At 63.4% G+C, this 16,203-nt stretch carries 16 protein-coding genes; 4 read left to right on the top strand and 12 right to left on the bottom strand.

Translation table 11 applies throughout. The annotated features are described in order from the left end of the window. Positions 1-525: 525 nt before the first annotated feature. The 12 genes from ACK8OU_RS18835 to ACK8OU_RS18780 all read right to left on the bottom strand — a co-directional run bounded on the left by ACK8OU_RS18835 (position 526) and on the right by ACK8OU_RS18780 (position 12,300). Positions 526-2,823 carry a 3-hydroxyacyl-CoA dehydrogenase/enoyl-CoA hydratase family protein gene (locus ACK8OU_RS18835; RefSeq protein WP_410304891.1) on the bottom strand — a complete coding sequence of 766 codons (2,298 nt, stop codon included), beginning with the start codon at positions 2,821-2,823 and terminating at the stop codon, positions 526-528. 22 nt (positions 2,824-2,845) lie between these two features. Next, the gene (locus ACK8OU_RS18830; protein WP_410304890.1) at positions 2,846-3,628 is read right to left on the bottom strand and encodes an enoyl-CoA hydratase/isomerase family protein; all 783 of its coding nucleotides are present in this window, start codon (positions 3,626-3,628) and stop codon (positions 2,846-2,848) included. Between the two features lie 2 nt (positions 3,629-3,630). Next, positions 3,631-4,806 carry a beta-ketothiolase BktB gene (bktB, locus tag ACK8OU_RS18825; protein WP_410304889.1) on the bottom strand — a complete coding sequence of 392 codons (1,176 nt, stop codon included), beginning with the start codon at positions 4,804-4,806 and terminating at the stop codon, positions 3,631-3,633. A 23-nt stretch (positions 4,807-4,829) separates the two neighbouring features. Next, on the bottom strand, positions 4,830-5,015 hold the full coding sequence (locus ACK8OU_RS18820) for a hypothetical protein (RefSeq protein ID WP_410304888.1): 186 nt from the start codon (positions 5,013-5,015) through the stop codon (positions 4,830-4,832). A gap of 193 nt (positions 5,016-5,208) precedes the next feature. Then, complete coding sequence (locus ACK8OU_RS18815) at positions 5,209-6,249, bottom strand: TRAP transporter substrate-binding protein (protein WP_410304887.1); 1,041 nt, start codon at positions 6,247-6,249, stop codon at positions 5,209-5,211. 111 nt (positions 6,250-6,360) lie between these two features. Next, positions 6,361-7,650, bottom strand: a complete 1,290-nt coding sequence (locus ACK8OU_RS18810) for a TRAP transporter large permease (RefSeq protein ID WP_410304886.1) — start codon at positions 7,648-7,650, stop codon at positions 6,361-6,363. Continuing rightward, positions 7,650-8,156 carry a TRAP transporter small permease gene (locus tag ACK8OU_RS18805; protein ID WP_410304885.1) on the bottom strand — a complete coding sequence of 169 codons (507 nt, stop codon included), beginning with the start codon at positions 8,154-8,156 and terminating at the stop codon, positions 7,650-7,652. Before ACK8OU_RS18805 ends, ACK8OU_RS18810 begins: the two co-directional genes overlap by 1 nt. Then, a complete protein-coding gene (locus ACK8OU_RS18800) occupies positions 8,156-8,788 on the bottom strand; it encodes a TetR/AcrR family transcriptional regulator (protein WP_410304884.1) in 633 nt (210 codons plus the stop codon). The genes ACK8OU_RS18805 and ACK8OU_RS18800 overlap by 1 nt, the downstream gene beginning before the upstream one ends. A gap of 47 nt (positions 8,789-8,835) precedes the next feature. After that, a complete protein-coding gene (locus ACK8OU_RS18795) occupies positions 8,836-9,366 on the bottom strand; it encodes a MaoC family dehydratase (protein WP_410304883.1) in 531 nt (176 codons plus the stop codon). 14 nt (positions 9,367-9,380) lie between these two features. Beyond that, positions 9,381-9,857, bottom strand: coding sequence for a MaoC/PaaZ C-terminal domain-containing protein (locus ACK8OU_RS18790; protein ID WP_410304882.1), 477 nt, complete (start codon positions 9,855-9,857; stop codon positions 9,381-9,383). Next, positions 9,854-10,603, bottom strand: coding sequence for an SDR family NAD(P)-dependent oxidoreductase (locus ACK8OU_RS18785; protein ID WP_410304881.1), 750 nt, complete (start codon positions 10,601-10,603; stop codon positions 9,854-9,856). Before ACK8OU_RS18785 ends, ACK8OU_RS18790 begins: the two co-directional genes overlap by 4 nt. 2 nt (positions 10,604-10,605) lie before the next feature. Further along, complete coding sequence (locus ACK8OU_RS18780) at positions 10,606-12,300, bottom strand: class I adenylate-forming enzyme family protein (RefSeq protein ID WP_410304880.1); 1,695 nt, start codon at positions 12,298-12,300, stop codon at positions 10,606-10,608. Here ACK8OU_RS18780 and ACK8OU_RS18775 point away from each other — a divergent pair. The 4 genes from ACK8OU_RS18775 (at position 12,300) to ACK8OU_RS18760 (ending at position 16,057) form a co-directional block, all read left to right on the top strand. After that, positions 12,300-12,482 (top strand): hypothetical protein, encoded by a 183-nt coding sequence (locus ACK8OU_RS18775; protein WP_410304879.1) that lies wholly within the window; start codon positions 12,300-12,302, stop codon positions 12,480-12,482. The genes ACK8OU_RS18780 and ACK8OU_RS18775 overlap by 1 nt on opposite strands. 153 nt (positions 12,483-12,635) lie before the next feature. Then, on the top strand, positions 12,636-14,315 hold the full coding sequence (locus ACK8OU_RS18770; protein ID WP_410304878.1) for a flavin-containing monooxygenase: 1,680 nt from the start codon (positions 12,636-12,638) through the stop codon (positions 14,313-14,315). Next, positions 14,312-15,088 (top strand): enoyl-CoA hydratase/isomerase family protein, encoded by a 777-nt coding sequence (locus ACK8OU_RS18765; RefSeq protein WP_410304877.1) that lies wholly within the window; start codon positions 14,312-14,314, stop codon positions 15,086-15,088. The genes ACK8OU_RS18770 and ACK8OU_RS18765 overlap by 4 nt, the downstream gene beginning before the upstream one ends. 39 nt (positions 15,089-15,127) lie before the next feature. Beyond that, positions 15,128-16,057, top strand: coding sequence for an alpha/beta hydrolase (locus ACK8OU_RS18760; RefSeq protein WP_410304876.1), 930 nt, complete (start codon positions 15,128-15,130; stop codon positions 16,055-16,057). Positions 16,058-16,203 lie beyond the last annotated feature (146 nt).

Genomic DNA, 16,203 nt, shown 5'->3' with positions numbered 1-16,203 from the left:
GATTACATCCTGCGGACCTGGGTGCGCCACTACAACGTCGAGCGCCCGCATCGCGGACGGGACATCGGCAACAATGTGCTGCAAGTCGATTTCCGGCCCGTGCGTGACGGCCCGATCCGCCGCAAGCACCAGCTTGGAGGCATTGTCACATCGTACACCCGCGATGCGGCGTGAATATCCGAGCCAAGAACGGAGAGATGACTTCGAATACATCTTGTCAGGCTCCACCACGGCGGTGAAAAAATGCTGCTATGTCAACGTGATGGGGATCGCTTGCATTTTGGCACCCCTCTCAGGGAAAGCCAAGGGAACGGGGGCTGCAGGTTAAAGCACAAGATCGCGGCGGGTGAAATCACGGAACAGCGGACCGTTTGCTCCACGCGATTTCGACAAACTATCGAAGGGCGCGGCGGACAGCGGCGTGATGCCGTGTTACAGCTTCATGTCTTGCACGGCCGTCGCGATCGCAAGATCACCGGTCCTTGGTCTGTCCAAGCAAGGGTTGGTCCGGCCGGCCAAGAGGCATCAGTTCCGCAGGGGCTTTCCGGTTTTCAGCATGTGGTCCATGCGGGCGCGGGAGGTGGCTTCGGCGATCAGGCTCACGAATGCTTCCCGTTCCAGCGTCATCATCTGGGCCTCAGAGATCGGGGCCGTTGCCTCGCCGCCGGTCAAAACGGTGGCAAGTTGCCCGGCGATGCTGGCGTCGGCCTCTGTCATCCGGCCTGCAGCGCGCTCTTCCTCGATGCGGGCGGCGATGGCGGCTCGGCCCTCGACCCCAGCCGGGGTCAGGGTCGCCAGCGCGGGGGCCGCATAGCCCGCGGCCAAGTCCAGCGCCCGGGCCTTGGCGGCAGGAAGCAGTGCATCGCGGTGCATCACGATGTTGTCCCCGTCACGTAGCAGGCCAAGGCCGAAGGCTTGCCGGGCCGAGGTTGCCGGCGCGCCGCTGCGGATCACCTCAAACGCATGCAGCGCGGCGGGCACGGGTCCTGCAGCTTGACCACGCAGCACCATTTGCGTGCAGCCGCCCCAGGCGGGGATCAAGCCGACGCGGGTTTCGGGCAGGCCGGCGGTCAGTTCGGAATGCGCCACGACCGCATCGGCGTGCAGCATGAATTCGCAGCCGCCACCAAGCGCAAAGCCATGCGCCGCGGCCACCACCGGCACCGGTGCGTATTTCAACCGCAGGAACAGGCCCTGCCCGCGCTGCAGATACTGGTCGAGCGCGGCGGTCCCGCCCTCGTCGATCATCCGCAGGATGAAGCCCAGATCGGCCCCGGCGGAAAAGGCGCGCGGATCCTCGTTGCCCAGAACCAGCGCGCGGAAATCGTGGCCCGCACGCTCCAGCGCGGCCTCGATCACCTCGAAGACCTCGGGGGCGAAGGTGTTCATCTTGGTGGCGAGTTCCAGACAGGCCACGCCGTCGCCGATGTCGCGCAGGCGCGCGGCGCCATTGCCCGCGATCTGTGCAGCACCGCCCAGGATGCCGGGCGCTGCGATCGGGGCGAGGCCCTGCCCGTCGGTGCGCAAGGGCTGACCGTTGCGATAGAACGCGCCCTGCGCGGCGGCGGCGGCCAGAAGCGGCGGAACCGCGCGCCCCTCGGCCGTCATCCGCGCGACAAGTGCGGCCACGCCGGCGCGATCGGCCAGACGGAACGGCCCCTCGCGCCAGGAATAGCCCAGCACGATCGCGGTATCGATCGCCTCGACATCATCGGCAATGTCCGGGCCGTTCTGCGCGGCATACGCCACCACATGTGACAGCACCGAGAAGGCATAGCGACCCAGCGGGCCTTCGTCGGCCAGAAGCGCCGCGAGATCGCGGCCATTGCCGGGCAGGGTCGCGGCGGCCTCGGCGCGGTATTGGCCCGTGGTCAGGTCCAGCGCCTCGCGCGCGCCCTCGGGCGACTTGCGGTAGAAGCCCTGGCCGGTCTTGCGACCATGACGCCCCTCGGCCACCAGGGTGGTGAAGAGGGCATCCTTGGTCAGGTTGAACGACTGGAACCCGTCGGTCGCGGGCAGCGTCGCGTGCAGGCTGCCCCAGACATGCGGCACAAGGTCGATGCCGATCAGGTCCAGAAGGCCAAAGACCCCGGTGCGCGGGATGCCGAAGGCGGCGTTGACCGCATCGGCCTGCTCGACCGTCAGGCCCAGACGGGCGGCCTCAAGCGCCGCGACGGCCATCCAGTAGCAGCCGATCCGGTTGGCGATGAAGCCGGGCGTGTCGCGGCACATCACCACGGTCTTGCCCAGAATGGCGCGGTTCGCGGCATCGGCGCGCGCCAGCAGATCTGCGGGCGTTTCGGGGGCCGAGACGATTTCCACAAGCCGCATCACGCGCGGCGGGTTGAAGAAATGGGTGACGATGAAATCGCGGGCGAAGCCCTCGCCCAGACCATCGACCAGATCGCCGCGCAGGATCGTCGAAGTGTTCGACGACACGATCGAGCCGGGCCGGCGCACTGCGTCGATGCGGCGGTACAGGTCGCGCTTGATGGCGAGATCCTCGATCACCGCCTCGACGATCCAGTCGGCCTCGGCCAGACGGTCCAGATGATCCTCGACGTTGCCGGGGCGCACCAGCGCCGCCGCCTCGGGGGCCATGAAGCCGCCTGCTTTCAGCTGGCGCGCGATGCCGCCCTCGGCCGGGGCGTTGCGGCTTTCGTCGCCCGCCATATCCAGCAGGTCGACCGGAATCCCGGCATTGGCGAATTGCGCCGCGATCCCCGACCCCATCGAGCCCGCGCCGATCACAGCCGCACGCCGCACGCCGGTTTCCACCGCGCCAAGCGCCACCGGCGCCGCATCCCTGAGTGGCTTGTTCATTCCCGTCCCCCCGTCATTCCTGTCAGTTCCCGGTAAAGACCGGGCGGCGCTTTTCGAAGAAGGCTTCCAGCGCCTCGTTGAAATCCTGTGTGGCGGCGCAGGCGGTGAATGCGGCCTGTTCGGCCGCCAGCTGCGTGGCCAGATCGGTGGAAAACGCCGCGCGCATTAACCTTTTGGTCTGCGCCACCGCCAGGGGCGCGGAACCCACCAGCCTGCGCGCCAGCGCCATCGTTTCCGCCTCCAGCGCGTCGCGGGCCACCACGCGGTTCACCAACCCGATGCGAAGCGCCTCGGCCGCGTCGATGACCGGCGAGAGCAGCGCCAGTTCCAGCGCGCGGCGCAGGCCCACCAGCCGCGGCAGCGCCCACGACCCGCCGCAATCGGGCGGGGCCGCGACCTTGGAATAGGCCATGGTGAAATTGGCATCGTCCGCCGCAACGGTCAGGTCAGACATCGCGGCAATCGACATGCCCGCGCCCGCCACCGCGCCATGCACCATGCAGATCACCACCGCCGGTGCCACGGCCAATGCCTCGAGCGCGGCGTGGAACGGCGGGATGATCCCCCCCGCCAGCCCCGCCCGGTCGTTCGAGGCGCGGAAGGCGGCGATGTCGCCGCCCGCGACAAAGCCCCTGCCCTCACCGCTCAGCACGATCACCCGCACGCTGAGATCGGCCAGAAGATCGCGCACGGCGACGATGAACGCCTCGGCCATGGCCTGATCCAGCGCATTGAGCGCCTCGGGCCGGTTGAAGCGCAGGCGGGCGATGCCGTCCGCCACGTCGCACAGAACAGGGGCCGTCATCGTCAGATCCGCTCGATCGCCAGTGCGATGCCCTGACCGCCGCCGATGCACATGGTGATCAGCGCGCGCTTGCCGCCGGTGCGCTCCAGATAGTGCATCGCCTTGATGGTGAGGATCGCGCCGGTCGCGCCGACCGGGTGGCCAAGCGCGATCGCACCGCCATCGGGGTTAACCTTGGCGGTGTCGAGGCCCAGTTCGCGGTTCACCGCGATCGCCTGCGCGGCAAAGGCCTCGTTCGACTCGATGACGTCGAAATCTTCGACCTTCAGGCCGGTGCGCTTGCACAGCGCCTGCACCGCCGGGATCGGGCCATAGCCCATCACCTCGGGGCGCACACCAGCCACGGCATAGCCCAGAATGCGCGCGCGAGGGGTCAGGCCCGCCGCCTGCGCCGCCTCGGCGCGCGCCAGCACCAGCGCCGCGGCGCCATCGTTGATGCCCGAGGCGTTGCCCGCCGTGACCGTACCATCCTTGCGGAAAGCCGGGCGCAGACCCGCCAGCGCCTCGAGGCTGGTCGCCTTGGGGTGTTCGTCGGTGTCGAAGACCACCGTGCCCTTGCGGCTGGCGATCTCGATCGGAACGATCTGGTCGCGGAAATGGCCTGCCGCGATCGCCGCCGCCGCGCGGTTCTGGCTTTCCAGCGCGAAGGCGTCCTGATCGGCGCGGCTGATCGAGGATTCCGCCGCGACGTTTTCCGCCGTGATCCCCATGTGGCCGGTGCCAAAGGGGCAGCTGAGAGTGCCGGTCAGCATGTCGACTGCGCCGGTATCGCCCATCTTCTGGCCAAAGCGCAGGGCCGGAATGTTGTAGGGCGCGCGGCTCATGACCTCGGCGCCGCCGGCGAGGGCGAAATCGGCATCGCCCAGCATCAGCGATTGCGTGGCCGAGACGATCGCCTGCGCGCCCGAGCCGCACAGCCGGTTCACGTTCATCGCGGGAACCGTTTCCGGCACGCCCGCCTTCATCGCCGCGACGCGGCTGACATACATGTCACGCGGCTCGGTAGTGATCACCTGGCCAAAGACCACGGTGCCGATCTGCGCGCCGGTTACACCGGCCCGTTCCAGCGCGGCGCGGGCAACAGTGGCGCCTAACTCGCAGGGGGCAAAGCCCGACAAACTGCCGCCAAAGCCACCAATCGCAGTGCGGGCGCCAGACAGGATAACGATCTCGTTCATGGTTCTCTCCAAAACGGGGGGCGTCAGCTGCGCCCAAAAACGGGACGGCGGCCCGCGACAAAAGCCGAAACCGCCTCAACCGGAACCACGCCACGTTCGGTGGCCTCGCACTTCTGCCAGACCGTGATCATGGGCGCTAAAGCTCTTCCCGCACGCAATCTTCTAAGCCTTAATTTCATGAAGAAGCGGGGTTTATGATTTTCCATCATCCTGAAGGCAAGTGTTCACTGCGGATCACGGGATGCTTAGATTGATGGGAAATCGCATGGCAGCAGGTGTCGTCAACGCATCTTGCCACTTGGTGTTGCTGCGCAGGGCACTCGGAGAACCCAGATCGGCGGATCGTCTGCTGGGCCTAGCCGCCCCCTGCCAGGCAGAAGGCGGCCGTTCCGGTTTGTCACATCACTTAGATGCGGCCAGTTCCGCGCGTAGCGCATCCAGAATGCCTTGAGGGTTATCAACGCCGGTTGCGGCCACCTTGTCCGCCCAGGCCTTATCCACCGGCGTCATCGCGGCCTTGAAAGCCGCTACGAACTCGGCAGAGGGTTCATGGTACGTAAAGCCGCCAATCTCGTCGAGCTTTTCCTTACCTATGACCTCGTCGTTTTGCCACACATCTCCGACCAGCGCGGCCAACGCCGGGCCGGATACCGACATGATCGCGGCGCGGTCGCCCTCGGGGATAGAATCCCACTTGGCCTGATTGATCAACAGCGCAATCACCGATTGCCCCATACCGCCGGGCATTAGGGTGATGTTCTTGAAGACGCTCTCGGTTTTCCACGAGATGATTGGCATCAGTGAGAAGAATGTGCCATCCACCACGCCGGTGCTGGCAAGTTCATAGATCTCCGTGACCGGCTTTTGCACAGTCACCGCGCCAAGCGCGTCGATCACTTGGCTGGCAGTGGCGCTGGGGGCGCGCAATTTCAAGCCCTTCAACCCGTCTATTGATGTGACGGGTTTGTCCGCTGAGGTCACGATGCTGGTAGGGGCCGAGGCAAATACCGTCAGCACATGCGTACCCTTGAAGGGTTCATATTTCGCAAGCTGATTATCATAGACTCGGTTGAAGGCCGGCGCAAGGCGCGCCTGGTCGGTTTCCACCTGCAAGGGCAGTTCGCCCAGCTCCATCAGCGGGAAGCGGCCCGGCGTATAGCCGGGCAATACCAGCGTGATGTCGGCCAACCCTTCGGCGGCAACATCGAACTGATCACGCGGGGTGCCAACGGTCGCCGGCAGATATTCAACTGTCACGCGCCCTTCGGTCGCTGTCTCTACATCGCTGATCCACTGCTTCAGCGCGGTGTTGAGCGAATGCGCGGGCGGAAACCACGACGAATATTTCAACACTATCTTGTCTTGCGCAGAAGCAGGCAGCGCGCCGAAGAAGGCCGACGCGGCGATCGCGGCGGCTGCGGCAAGGGTCTTGGCGTGTTCCATAGTATCCTCCCTGAGATTGGAACAATTTGCGAAGGTCAAGCCACCGAAAGGGCTCTACTTAGCACGGCGGCGTTTTCAGTGAAGCACCGGGGCGGTCACGTGTCGGGCGGCTCAGAAAAACAAGGCAGGCAAGGCCACCGCCAGTCCGGGCACCAGCCCGATCAGCAAAAGCCGCACCACATCGGCAACGATGAACGGCAATATGCCGCGGATGATCCGCGCAAGCGGCACATCGGGAACCACGGTGCGCAGGATGAACAGGTTGATCCCGATCGGCGGCGTAATCAGTCCCAGTTCCACCAACATCACCACCATGATGCCGAACCACACCGGATCGTAGCCGAGCCCGGTGACGATCGGAAAGAACATCGGCAGCGTCAGCAGCATCATCGCAAGGCTGTCCAACAGGCAGCCCAGCAGGATATAAATCAGGCAGATTACCAGCATCGCCATCGCCGGCGACAGCCCGCTATCTTGCACCAGTACCAGCACCCCGGTATGCGCGCCGGTGTAGTTGACGAACTCAGCAAAGACCTTGGCACCGATGATCAACGCGAACAGGACCGCACTGGTGGCAGCAGAGTCGCGCAGGATGGCGAAGAACTCGGACAGCCGCATCCGACGCATCAGCGCAAACGCGATCGCCCCGCAGGCACCGATCCCCGCAGCCTCGGTCGCAGTGAACAGCCCCGAATAGATACCCCCCAACACGATCCCGAATAGCACCACCACCGGCCAGACCCGCGCCAGTGCCGCCCGCCGCTCGGCCCCGGTCGCACGCGCCGCCTGTGGGGCTGACCCCGGGTGCCGCCGCGCCGTCCACTGCACCGCCATCGCATAGCCGAGCATGCCGATCAGCCCTGGCACCACGCCGGCGGCGAACAACTGGCCAATGTGGGTTTCGGTCGTAACACCATAGACCACCATGATGATCGACGGCGGGATGAGGATGCCCAGTGTACCCCCGGCCGCCACCGTCGCTGTGCTGAGGCTGTCGGAATAGCCCATAGATCGCATCGACGGGATAGCAACGCGCCCCATGGTCACCGCCGTTGCTACGCTGGATCCGCATACAGCGGCGAACCCGCCGCAGGACACCACAGTCGCTACGCCCAGCCCGCCGCGCAGATGCCCGACAAAAGCCTGCGCCGCACGATAAAGCTCGGACGCGATCCCCGCCCCTGCAATCAGATTGCCCATCAGGACGAATAGCGGAATTACCGCAAGGTTGTAGCTCATCGAGGAACTGACCGCCGACAGCGCCACCATGCTGAATGCGGGGGGGATGCCCACCAGAATTGCATAGCCAACACCTCCCGCTAGCCCCAGCGCTATAGCAATTGGCACTCGCAGCAGGATCAACGCGAAAGCGGCGGCAAAGCCAAGGGTCGCGGCCAGCATCAGCTCCCCTCCCGCCAAGGGGATGCAGGCATCAGTCCCGGCACCCCGACCAGCCCCAGCGCCCGCAACCCATGCACGATTGCCGCCACGCCGGTGCAGATCGCCATGCCGTAATATACCGGCGCCAGCGGCAGGCGCAGATAGGGAGTAATGTCGCCATAATCCGCGACCCGCCCCGCCAACACCCACAACCGCCAGGCCAGAACACCAAAGACACCTGCCGCCAGCACCGCAGCTAAAACCTCCAGCCCGTGGCGGACCATGCGTCCCAGTACGTTATCCAGCAGATCTACGCTAATATGCGTATTCGCCCAAGCAACACGCGGATAAAGCAAGAAGGTAATCGCCACCACTGCGATTTCCGTCAACTCGGTCGCGCCTGGTACCGGCTGGTTGAACAGGTTGCGCCCTGTCACATCCGCCAACGTCAGTACCGCACAGCCCATCAAGAGCAACCCCGGCACCAGATCATACGCCAATCCTGCCCGATGCCACAGGCGTCCCATCACGTCCTCCCGCCAGGTGTGACACCCAGCATCCGGTTGACATTGCGCGTGATTTCGCGGGCGATGGCCTTGCGCTCCAAGCGCCCGTTCTCGCGATACCAAAAAGTTGTCCATGTCACGGCCCCGCCCAGTGTAAGCGCCGACATCAGCGGATCGGTGGTCTGGAACACCCCTTCCCGTGTGCCTTTTGCGATGAAATCGGCAATCGTGGCGAAGAACGTCCGGCGCAGCAGGCTAATGCGGTCTGCATCAGCGTCCAGCAGGCTTTTTTCCTCGCGCACATAAACTGCGATGAATTTCTGATATTCCAGAACCGCGTTCACATAACGGTCCATCAGCACGCTCAGCGTCGCCCCTGTCTCAAGCCCCATGGAAAGCGCATGGGCCACCTCCTCATGCACACCGGTCACGCCACGCTCGCAGATCTCGGCTAACAACTGCTGCTTGGAGCCGAAGTTGGCATAGACAAACGCCTTGGAGAACCCAAGCTGCTCTCCAACTGCGTCCAGCGTCGTATTGGAATAACCGTGCGAATAGAATAGGTCCGCCGCAGCATTGAGGATGCGCTGGCGCTTCAGCGCGGCAACCTCGTCGCGGAAGGACAGGATGGGGGCAGGCTGCGGTTGGGACATCAGTCGGGATCCTCGCGTGGGTTTTCCGAGATATTTCCTGTTTCCGGTTACAACGAAAGAATGTCGCGCAACTCTCGCATGTACAGCATACCTCTGGTGGTATCGGTCACTGTCACCTCATGGCGCACATAACGCCGCCCGCGCTTTTCATACTTGTCCACCGCCCGGGCGGCTATGGTGACCGTGGTTCCCACCGGAATAGGTTCCAGAATTTCTGTGTCGTGAAAGGTGTGGATCGACCCGATGGCAAAGGGCTTCGTAGGGTCGAACTGCACCGACAGCACGAAATGCGACATCATCAGCGGCGGAACGATGGCACCGCCAAACGGGCTTTCGCCCGGGATGCGCCAGGTGTTCATCCGCCAGCCTTCGTACCAGGAATTGTAATCTTCGACCGCGTCGGCATAAAGGATCACCAGTTCCGGCGTAATGGTCAGTTCACGCGCCAGCACGTCGCCGATCTCAACCATGTCCCAGTAGGTCTGGCAATCTTCCTTCAGGCTCTCGATGAAATCACGCTCCTTGCGGATTTGCAGCGGAGTCATCGGACGCAGGGCATCGGTGCGAATCTCAGTCATCGTCATGGTCCCCTTCACACGCCAACGTCGGCTTCGACAAAGCCTACGGTTTTTTTATCGCCGGCCTCGTTCTGGGCCCATATTTCGATGCGAAAGCGATAGCCATCGCCCTTGGGTGTCTTTTCCACCACCCGGCCATGGGTCGAAATCACCTCATTCGCATAGGTCGAGGCGACGTATTTGCAACTGATCCGTGCCCCCCGGAACATCGCAGGTCCCAGCGCATGGACGCACATTTCCGCCAGATAGGCAGAGCTCATTTCTCCGGTCTGGATCGGGTTGTTCAGCCCGGTTTCGGCAGCATAAACCGGATCCCAGTGATTGGGGTTGAACCGACCCCATAGGCGTGAGCCCATAAGCTGGATCGCGGCCTTCTTCTTAACGCCCAGTAACTCGAACCCCACTGGGGTGTCGCGGGTAATGCAGCCGGCATCGGCGGGGATCAGGTTTTCGGCCATCGCGGCCACTCCTTTCTTCTGGGCGGGGGTCATGCTCGCGGCCCCCCGCAGACATAAAGAACCTGCCCCGAGACAAAGCCCGAGCGGTCATCGGCAAAAAACGACACCGCCTGCGCGATATCCTCGGGCAGACCCAGACGACCGATAGGGATGTCGCGCAGCGCCTCGTCGCGTAACTGCTCCACCGACACTCCCGCGCGCTGCGACATCTCGTCGATCATGGTGGTTTCCGTCAGCCCTGGAGCCACTGCATTCACCGTCACGCCGAACCGCCCCATCTCGATCGCCAGCGATTTGGTCAGCCCGTGCAAGCCCGCCTTGGCAGCCGAATAGGCCGACAGACCAAATCCCCCCAACGCGCCGATGCTAGTCAGGTTCACCACACGGCCCCAGTTTGCGACGCGCATGTGCGGTTGCACGGCACGAGTCATCAGGAACACCGCGCGCAGGTTTACATCCTGCACCGCGTCCCAGTCGGCCACCGGAAACCGCGCGAGCGTGCCTTCGCGCAGCAGGCCGGCGTTGTTAACCAGCACCGTCGGCGGGCCCAGCCTATCGGCCACCTGCGCCACCGCCGCCTCAACAGCATCGGGGTCGGCCACGTTGACCGCCACCGCCATCGCCTGCCGCCCGGTGACGCGAATTGCGTCCATCGTCTGGGTCGCTTCGCCATTCAGGTCCAGCACAGCCACATTGCAGCCATCCTGCGCCAGCCGCAGCGCGATTGCCGCGCCGATGCCGCGCGCACCCCCAGTGACTATCGCGGTTCGTGTCATCATGTTCATTGCAACCCCAGTTCAGCGATGGCGCGCTGGCTCAGAAGGAATTTTCGCGCCCGGCCCGACGGGGTCACCGGCAGATTGGGTTCCTCAATGAATAGTACATGCTTGGGCACCTTGAACCGCGCCAGCCGGTCGCGACAAAGCGCGATCAGTTCGTCCCCAGTTACCGGCACATCAGGGCGGCGCACGATGAAGGCAACACCCGCCTCACCCATGCGGTCATCGGGTACTGGAACGACATGAGCCTGACGCACCGCTGGGTGGGCGGTCAGCACATCTTCGATTTCTGTTGGCATCACCTGTTCGCCGCCGCAGCGGTAGCTTTCCTTGGTACGGCCCGCCAACTGGATGTAATCGTCAGGCAACCACCGCGCGAGATCGCCAGAGCGGAACCAGCCATCGGAGGTAAATGCCGCCGCAGTCTCGGCCGGCTTGTTGTAATAGCCCTTAGTCACGCAAGGGCCGCGCGCCTGCAACTCGCCCACCTCACCATGCGGCACCTCGATCCCGGTCTGCGGATCGACGATGCGATAGACAATCAGTCGCCCCCCCAACGAGGGTTCCCCAGCCACACCAGCATCGCGCAGCCGACCGTTGGTAATGCGAAACTGTTCCAGCGAGTCTCCCAGACGGGTGAAGGCGCTTGATGCCGTGACCTCGGTCATCCCGTAGCCGGTGGTCAGCTCCACCTGGCCGAAATGCTCGATGATCTGTTCCCAGACATCCAAGGGCGAGCGTTGGCCGGACGACAGAACAGCGCGCAGGGTCGGCATCCGCGTGGGGTTGCGGCGCAGATGGTCTAGGATCAGCACTGTCATCGTCGGCACCAGCAGAACGTCATCCGCCCGGTGCCGGTTGATTGCCGCCACCGTGGTTTCCGCCCGAAAGGCTGTTTGCGGGATGATGGCGCCCGCAACGAAAGGCATGGTCAAAATGCCTTCGATGTAGCCGTAGACGTGGTACATCGGCAGCGAGAAAGTCATGCGCCAGCCATCGTCATAGGCCCGGCACCAAGCGGAACAGAAGGCCTCACGCAGCACCATGTCATGGGTGAGCATCACGCCCTTGGGCGCGCCCGTCGTGCCCGAAGTATAGATGATATCCGACAGCGCATCAGGGGTGGACGGGGCCACGCCGGAAAACTCTGCCTCCCCCGCCAATCCGGCCAACGGCGCCGCACCGGCACGCACCGGCGCATCGTTTGCAGGATGCACCCAGACCTTGCGCAGCTTTGGGAACCGCGCGCCGCCGCCTGCGGCTTGCCAGCCCGGCGCCAATTCATCCAGCATGCCCAAGTAATCGAGGTCGCGCCAGCTATCCATGCAGATCAGCGCAACCGCGTCGGACTGCTCCAGCACATAGGCCAGCTCGTCCCGACGGTTGAGGAAGTTCACCGGCACGCAAACCGCCCCGATCCGCGACAGCGCATATTTCACGGCGACGAAGTCGGGGAAGTTCGCCATCAGAAGCGCGACATGCTCACCTTGCTGTATGCCGGCCGCACGCAGCCCGGCAGCAATGCGTCGCGACCAGCGGGCAATGTCTGCATAGGAATGGACGGCGGCATCCGTTACCACAAAATCGCGGTCCGGATAGCTGGCGGCGGTAGCATCCAGAACCTCGTGCAGCATGCGCGGAGTCCACACCGGATAGCGGCGATTCAAAGCGCTCAGCCGGTCGGAAACAGATATCATTGGCAGCCCTCCTCGCCAGCGCCATTCCGCAGAGCGGCAAAGGATTCGCACTCAGCCGACGCAAAGACATACTTGCGCGTATTATTCAAACTGACAAGGCAAAATTCACGCCGCATGTGCATCATGGGTTTCCGCACCTGAAAAAATCAAAAAATAACTCGATTTCCCACAAGATACTGTAGATTTTCTCCGCTGTGCCCCTGCCAATTTCTCTGGCGTTCAGATGATGAACGCTTAAAGAAATACGCAAGCGTATACAAAGAGGCTTGCAATTTATAGGACCTTCACCATAGTTTTCCAGTCCAGCCAGGACAGGACAAAAGGGGGAGACCCGCATGACACAGAAACCCGATTTCGATGCCGTGGTGATCGGCGCAGGAATATCCGGCCTCTACATGCTCTATCTGCTGCGCGAGTTGGGACTGCACGTGCGCGGGGTCGAGGCTTCGGATCAAGTAGGCGGGGTCTGGAACTGGAACCGCTATCCGGGGGCGCGGGTCGATTCCGAATCGGAAACATACGGCTATTTCTGGAACAAGGATCTGCTGGCCGAATTCGACTGGTCCGAACGTTTCGCCGCCCAGCCTGAGGTTTTGCGCTACATCAACCGCGCAGCCGATTACATGGACATCCGGAAGGATTACCTGTTCAATGCCCGCGTTACCGCGAGTGAATGGGACGACGCCACGAACCTGTGGACCCTGCGCTTCGACGACCCTGCCCAAGCGCCGATGACCACCCGCTTCCTGATTTCCGCGCTCGGGCCGCTGTCGGCGCCACAAATGCCGAAAATCCCCGGCATCGACACCTTCAAGGGCCAAAGCCTGCATACCGGCCGCTGGCCGCGCGACCCTAACGGCTTCGGGCCCGCGCCGATGGATTTCGCGGGGAAACGGGTGGGCGTGATCGGCACAGGATCATCCGGCGTGCAGGTCATCCAGGAAATGTCGAAGGTGGCAGAAGAGCTGCATGTCTTCCAGCGCTCGCCCAACTGGTGCACGCCTTTGGGCAATGGCCCGATCAGCCCCGGCGAGATGGCGCAGATCAAGTCGAACTACGACCAGATGATCGGCTTTCTGGATACCACGCTGGCCGGGTTTGCACATGTGTTCCAAGATCGACTGACGACCGAGGTTCCAGCCGACGAACGCGAGGCGATGTTCGAGAAGCTTTACAAGGGTCCCGGCTTCTCTCTCTGGCTAGGCAATTACAAGGATATCCTGTTCGACCGCGCCGCCAATGATCTGGTCACCGATTTTGTGGCCCGGAAGATCCGCGAGCGGGTGAAAGACCCCGCCACTGCCGAAAAGCTTATCCCTCGCGACCACGGCTATGGCACCCGCCGCGTGCCGCTTGAGACGGGCTATTATGAATGCTATAATCGTCCAAATGTTTATCTGCACGACCTGCTTGAAACCCCGGTCGAGGCGATCACCGAAGCAGGTATCCGCACCAGTGCCGGCCATCAGGATCTTGACGTCATCGTCTATGCCACGGGGTTCGACGCCATCCTTGGCTCATGGAACCGCATCGACATCCGCGGGCGGGGCGGTGTGGCGCTGAAAGACCGCTGGGCCGAAGGGGTGAAAACCTACCTGGGCATGCAGGTGGCGGACTTCCCCAACTTCTTCATGCTTGTCGGCCCCCAGAACGGCGCCACCTTCTGCAACATCCCGCGTTGCTCGGCTATCATCATCGACTGGCTGCACGGGCTGTTCCGCACACTTGTCACCACTAGAACAACCCGGATCGAACCCGATTCCGAGGCGCAGGAACGCTACACTGCGCTTTGCCACAAGCTACTTGACCTGACCCTGATTGGTGAGACAAAGAGCTGGTTCACCGGCATCAACAAGAACATCGAAGGTCGGGACCGGCGCGAGGCGCTGGTATGGATCGGCGGGAACCCGAAATACCGCGAACTTTGCGCCAAAGTGGCCGAAACCGGCTATGATGGCTTCGTGTTCGACGGGGCGCCCCTGGACACCTCCAACCGCCAAGGCAAGCTGACATGACCACCCTCGAAGGCTACCGCCACATCACCTTTTCTCGTCAAGGCCGAGTGCTGACCGCCACGCTGAACCGTCCTGAGGCACTGAACGCCGCCAATGCCGAGCTGCACACCGAACTGGAGCGCCTGTTCCCTGATCTGGATGCCGACCTCGAAAGCGACGTGATTGTTCTGACTGGGGCGGGGCGTGCCTTTTGCGCCGGGGGCGATCTGTCCTGGATGCAGAACGCCATCGACGACCCTGCCCGCTTTCTGGTGACGATCCGCGAGGCGAAACGGATCCTGACCGGGCAGCTTGGAATGTCCAAGCCCCTGATCGCGCGCGTGAACGGCGCGGCGGCGGGCTTGGGTGCCTCGTTGGCGGTATGTTGCGACGTCGCGATAGCGGCGGATCACGCAAAACTTTCGGACCCGCATGTAGTAGTGGGTCTGGTGGCGGGTGATGGCGGCGCGCTGGTCTGGCCGCAGCTTGCCGGTTTCATGCGTGCCCGCGAATACCTGCTGACCGGAGATCCGATCCCGGCACCCGAGGCAGCGCGCATGGGCCTGATCACCCGCGCGGTACCCGCCGACGCGCTGGACGCTGATGTCAATGCGCTTGCCCAACGGCTTGCACAAGGCGCGACGCAGGCGATTCGGTGGACAAAGCAGACGATCAACCTGCCGCTCATCGCGCTGATTCAGGCCCATGCTGATACAGGCCTCGCGTGGGAAGCGCTGTCTCAGCGCTTGCCTGCCCATTCTGGTGCAGTGGCAAGATTTGCTGACCGGCGCTGACAGGATAGTGACGAAACGCCCAACCGGAGAAGATGCACCATGCCCGGCATTCACCCCGATTTCATCGTCTTTGCCGCCGACCCGCGCAACACGGTGCGCCCACCGCCTGCCCATGTTCCATTGCACAAGCTGAGAGCAGCCGCAGATGCAGCGATGGTGGATCATGCCCCCCCAACCATCGCCCGGATCGAGGAGGGCATGGTGGCATCAGATGGTGTGTCTGTGCCGGTCCGCCTTTATCGTACGGCCGCCGACGGGACCTTGCCGCTGATCGTCTTTGCCCATGGTGGCGGGTTTGTCTGGGGCAGTATCGACACGCATGACGGCATCTGCCGCCGCCTTGCGCTGGCGAGCGGGGCGGCCGTGCTTTCCATCGGCTACCGGCTGGCGCCCGAGGCGCCCTTTCCAGCAGCCATGCGCGATGTTCTAACCGTGATCGATGCGCTACCCGGGCTGTCGGAGCGCTGGCAGATCGACCCGACGCGCCTTGCATTCTGTGGCGACAGCGCCGGTGGCCATGTGATGCTAACAGCGGCGCTGGCCTTGCGGGGCGCCCCGCTCTGCCCCCTAGCACTTGCACTGATCTATCCCGCAGTTGACCCGAGCTGTGAAAGCGACAGCCAGCACCGTCTGGCCGATGGTCCGGTTTTGACACAGGCGGGAATGCGCTGGTTCTGGCACACCTATCTTGGCGAGCAATCGGAAGCACCACCTACGGAAGCGACACCTCTGAATGCCAACCTTTCCGGCTTGCCACCTACGCTGATCGTAACGGCCGAACACGATCCGCTGCGTGACGAGGGCACCGCGCTGGCGGCGCGATTGGATCGACAAGGCGTAAGCGCGACGCTGCACTTGGTAGATGGAGCCGTTCATGGCTTTCTCTCTGCTTCCCTAGATGCCGCTCTCAGCCGTGTCTGCATTTCGACCATCGCTGGCTTCGTTACGAACCAAGAACACCTGCGCTGACGCAAGAAGCGGCTATCAGGGCTGCGCGGCTCTCTTTCCCTCTCGGCAAACAAATATAACGCTTGATCAGGCGGTAGCGATAGATGGGATGGTTGCCGCCCTCCCTAGAAGGCATCGCAGTGTGCCAAGGTCGTGGTGTTGAAAGC

It is taken from the genome of Pontitalea aquivivens (genome assembly GCF_046507575.1).
GTDB classification, from domain to species: domain Bacteria; phylum Pseudomonadota; class Alphaproteobacteria; order Rhodobacterales; family Rhodobacteraceae; genus Pontitalea; species Pontitalea aquivivens.
Note: the sequence above shows the minus strand (reverse complement) of the source record. Positions and strands in the feature narration are given on the sequence as shown.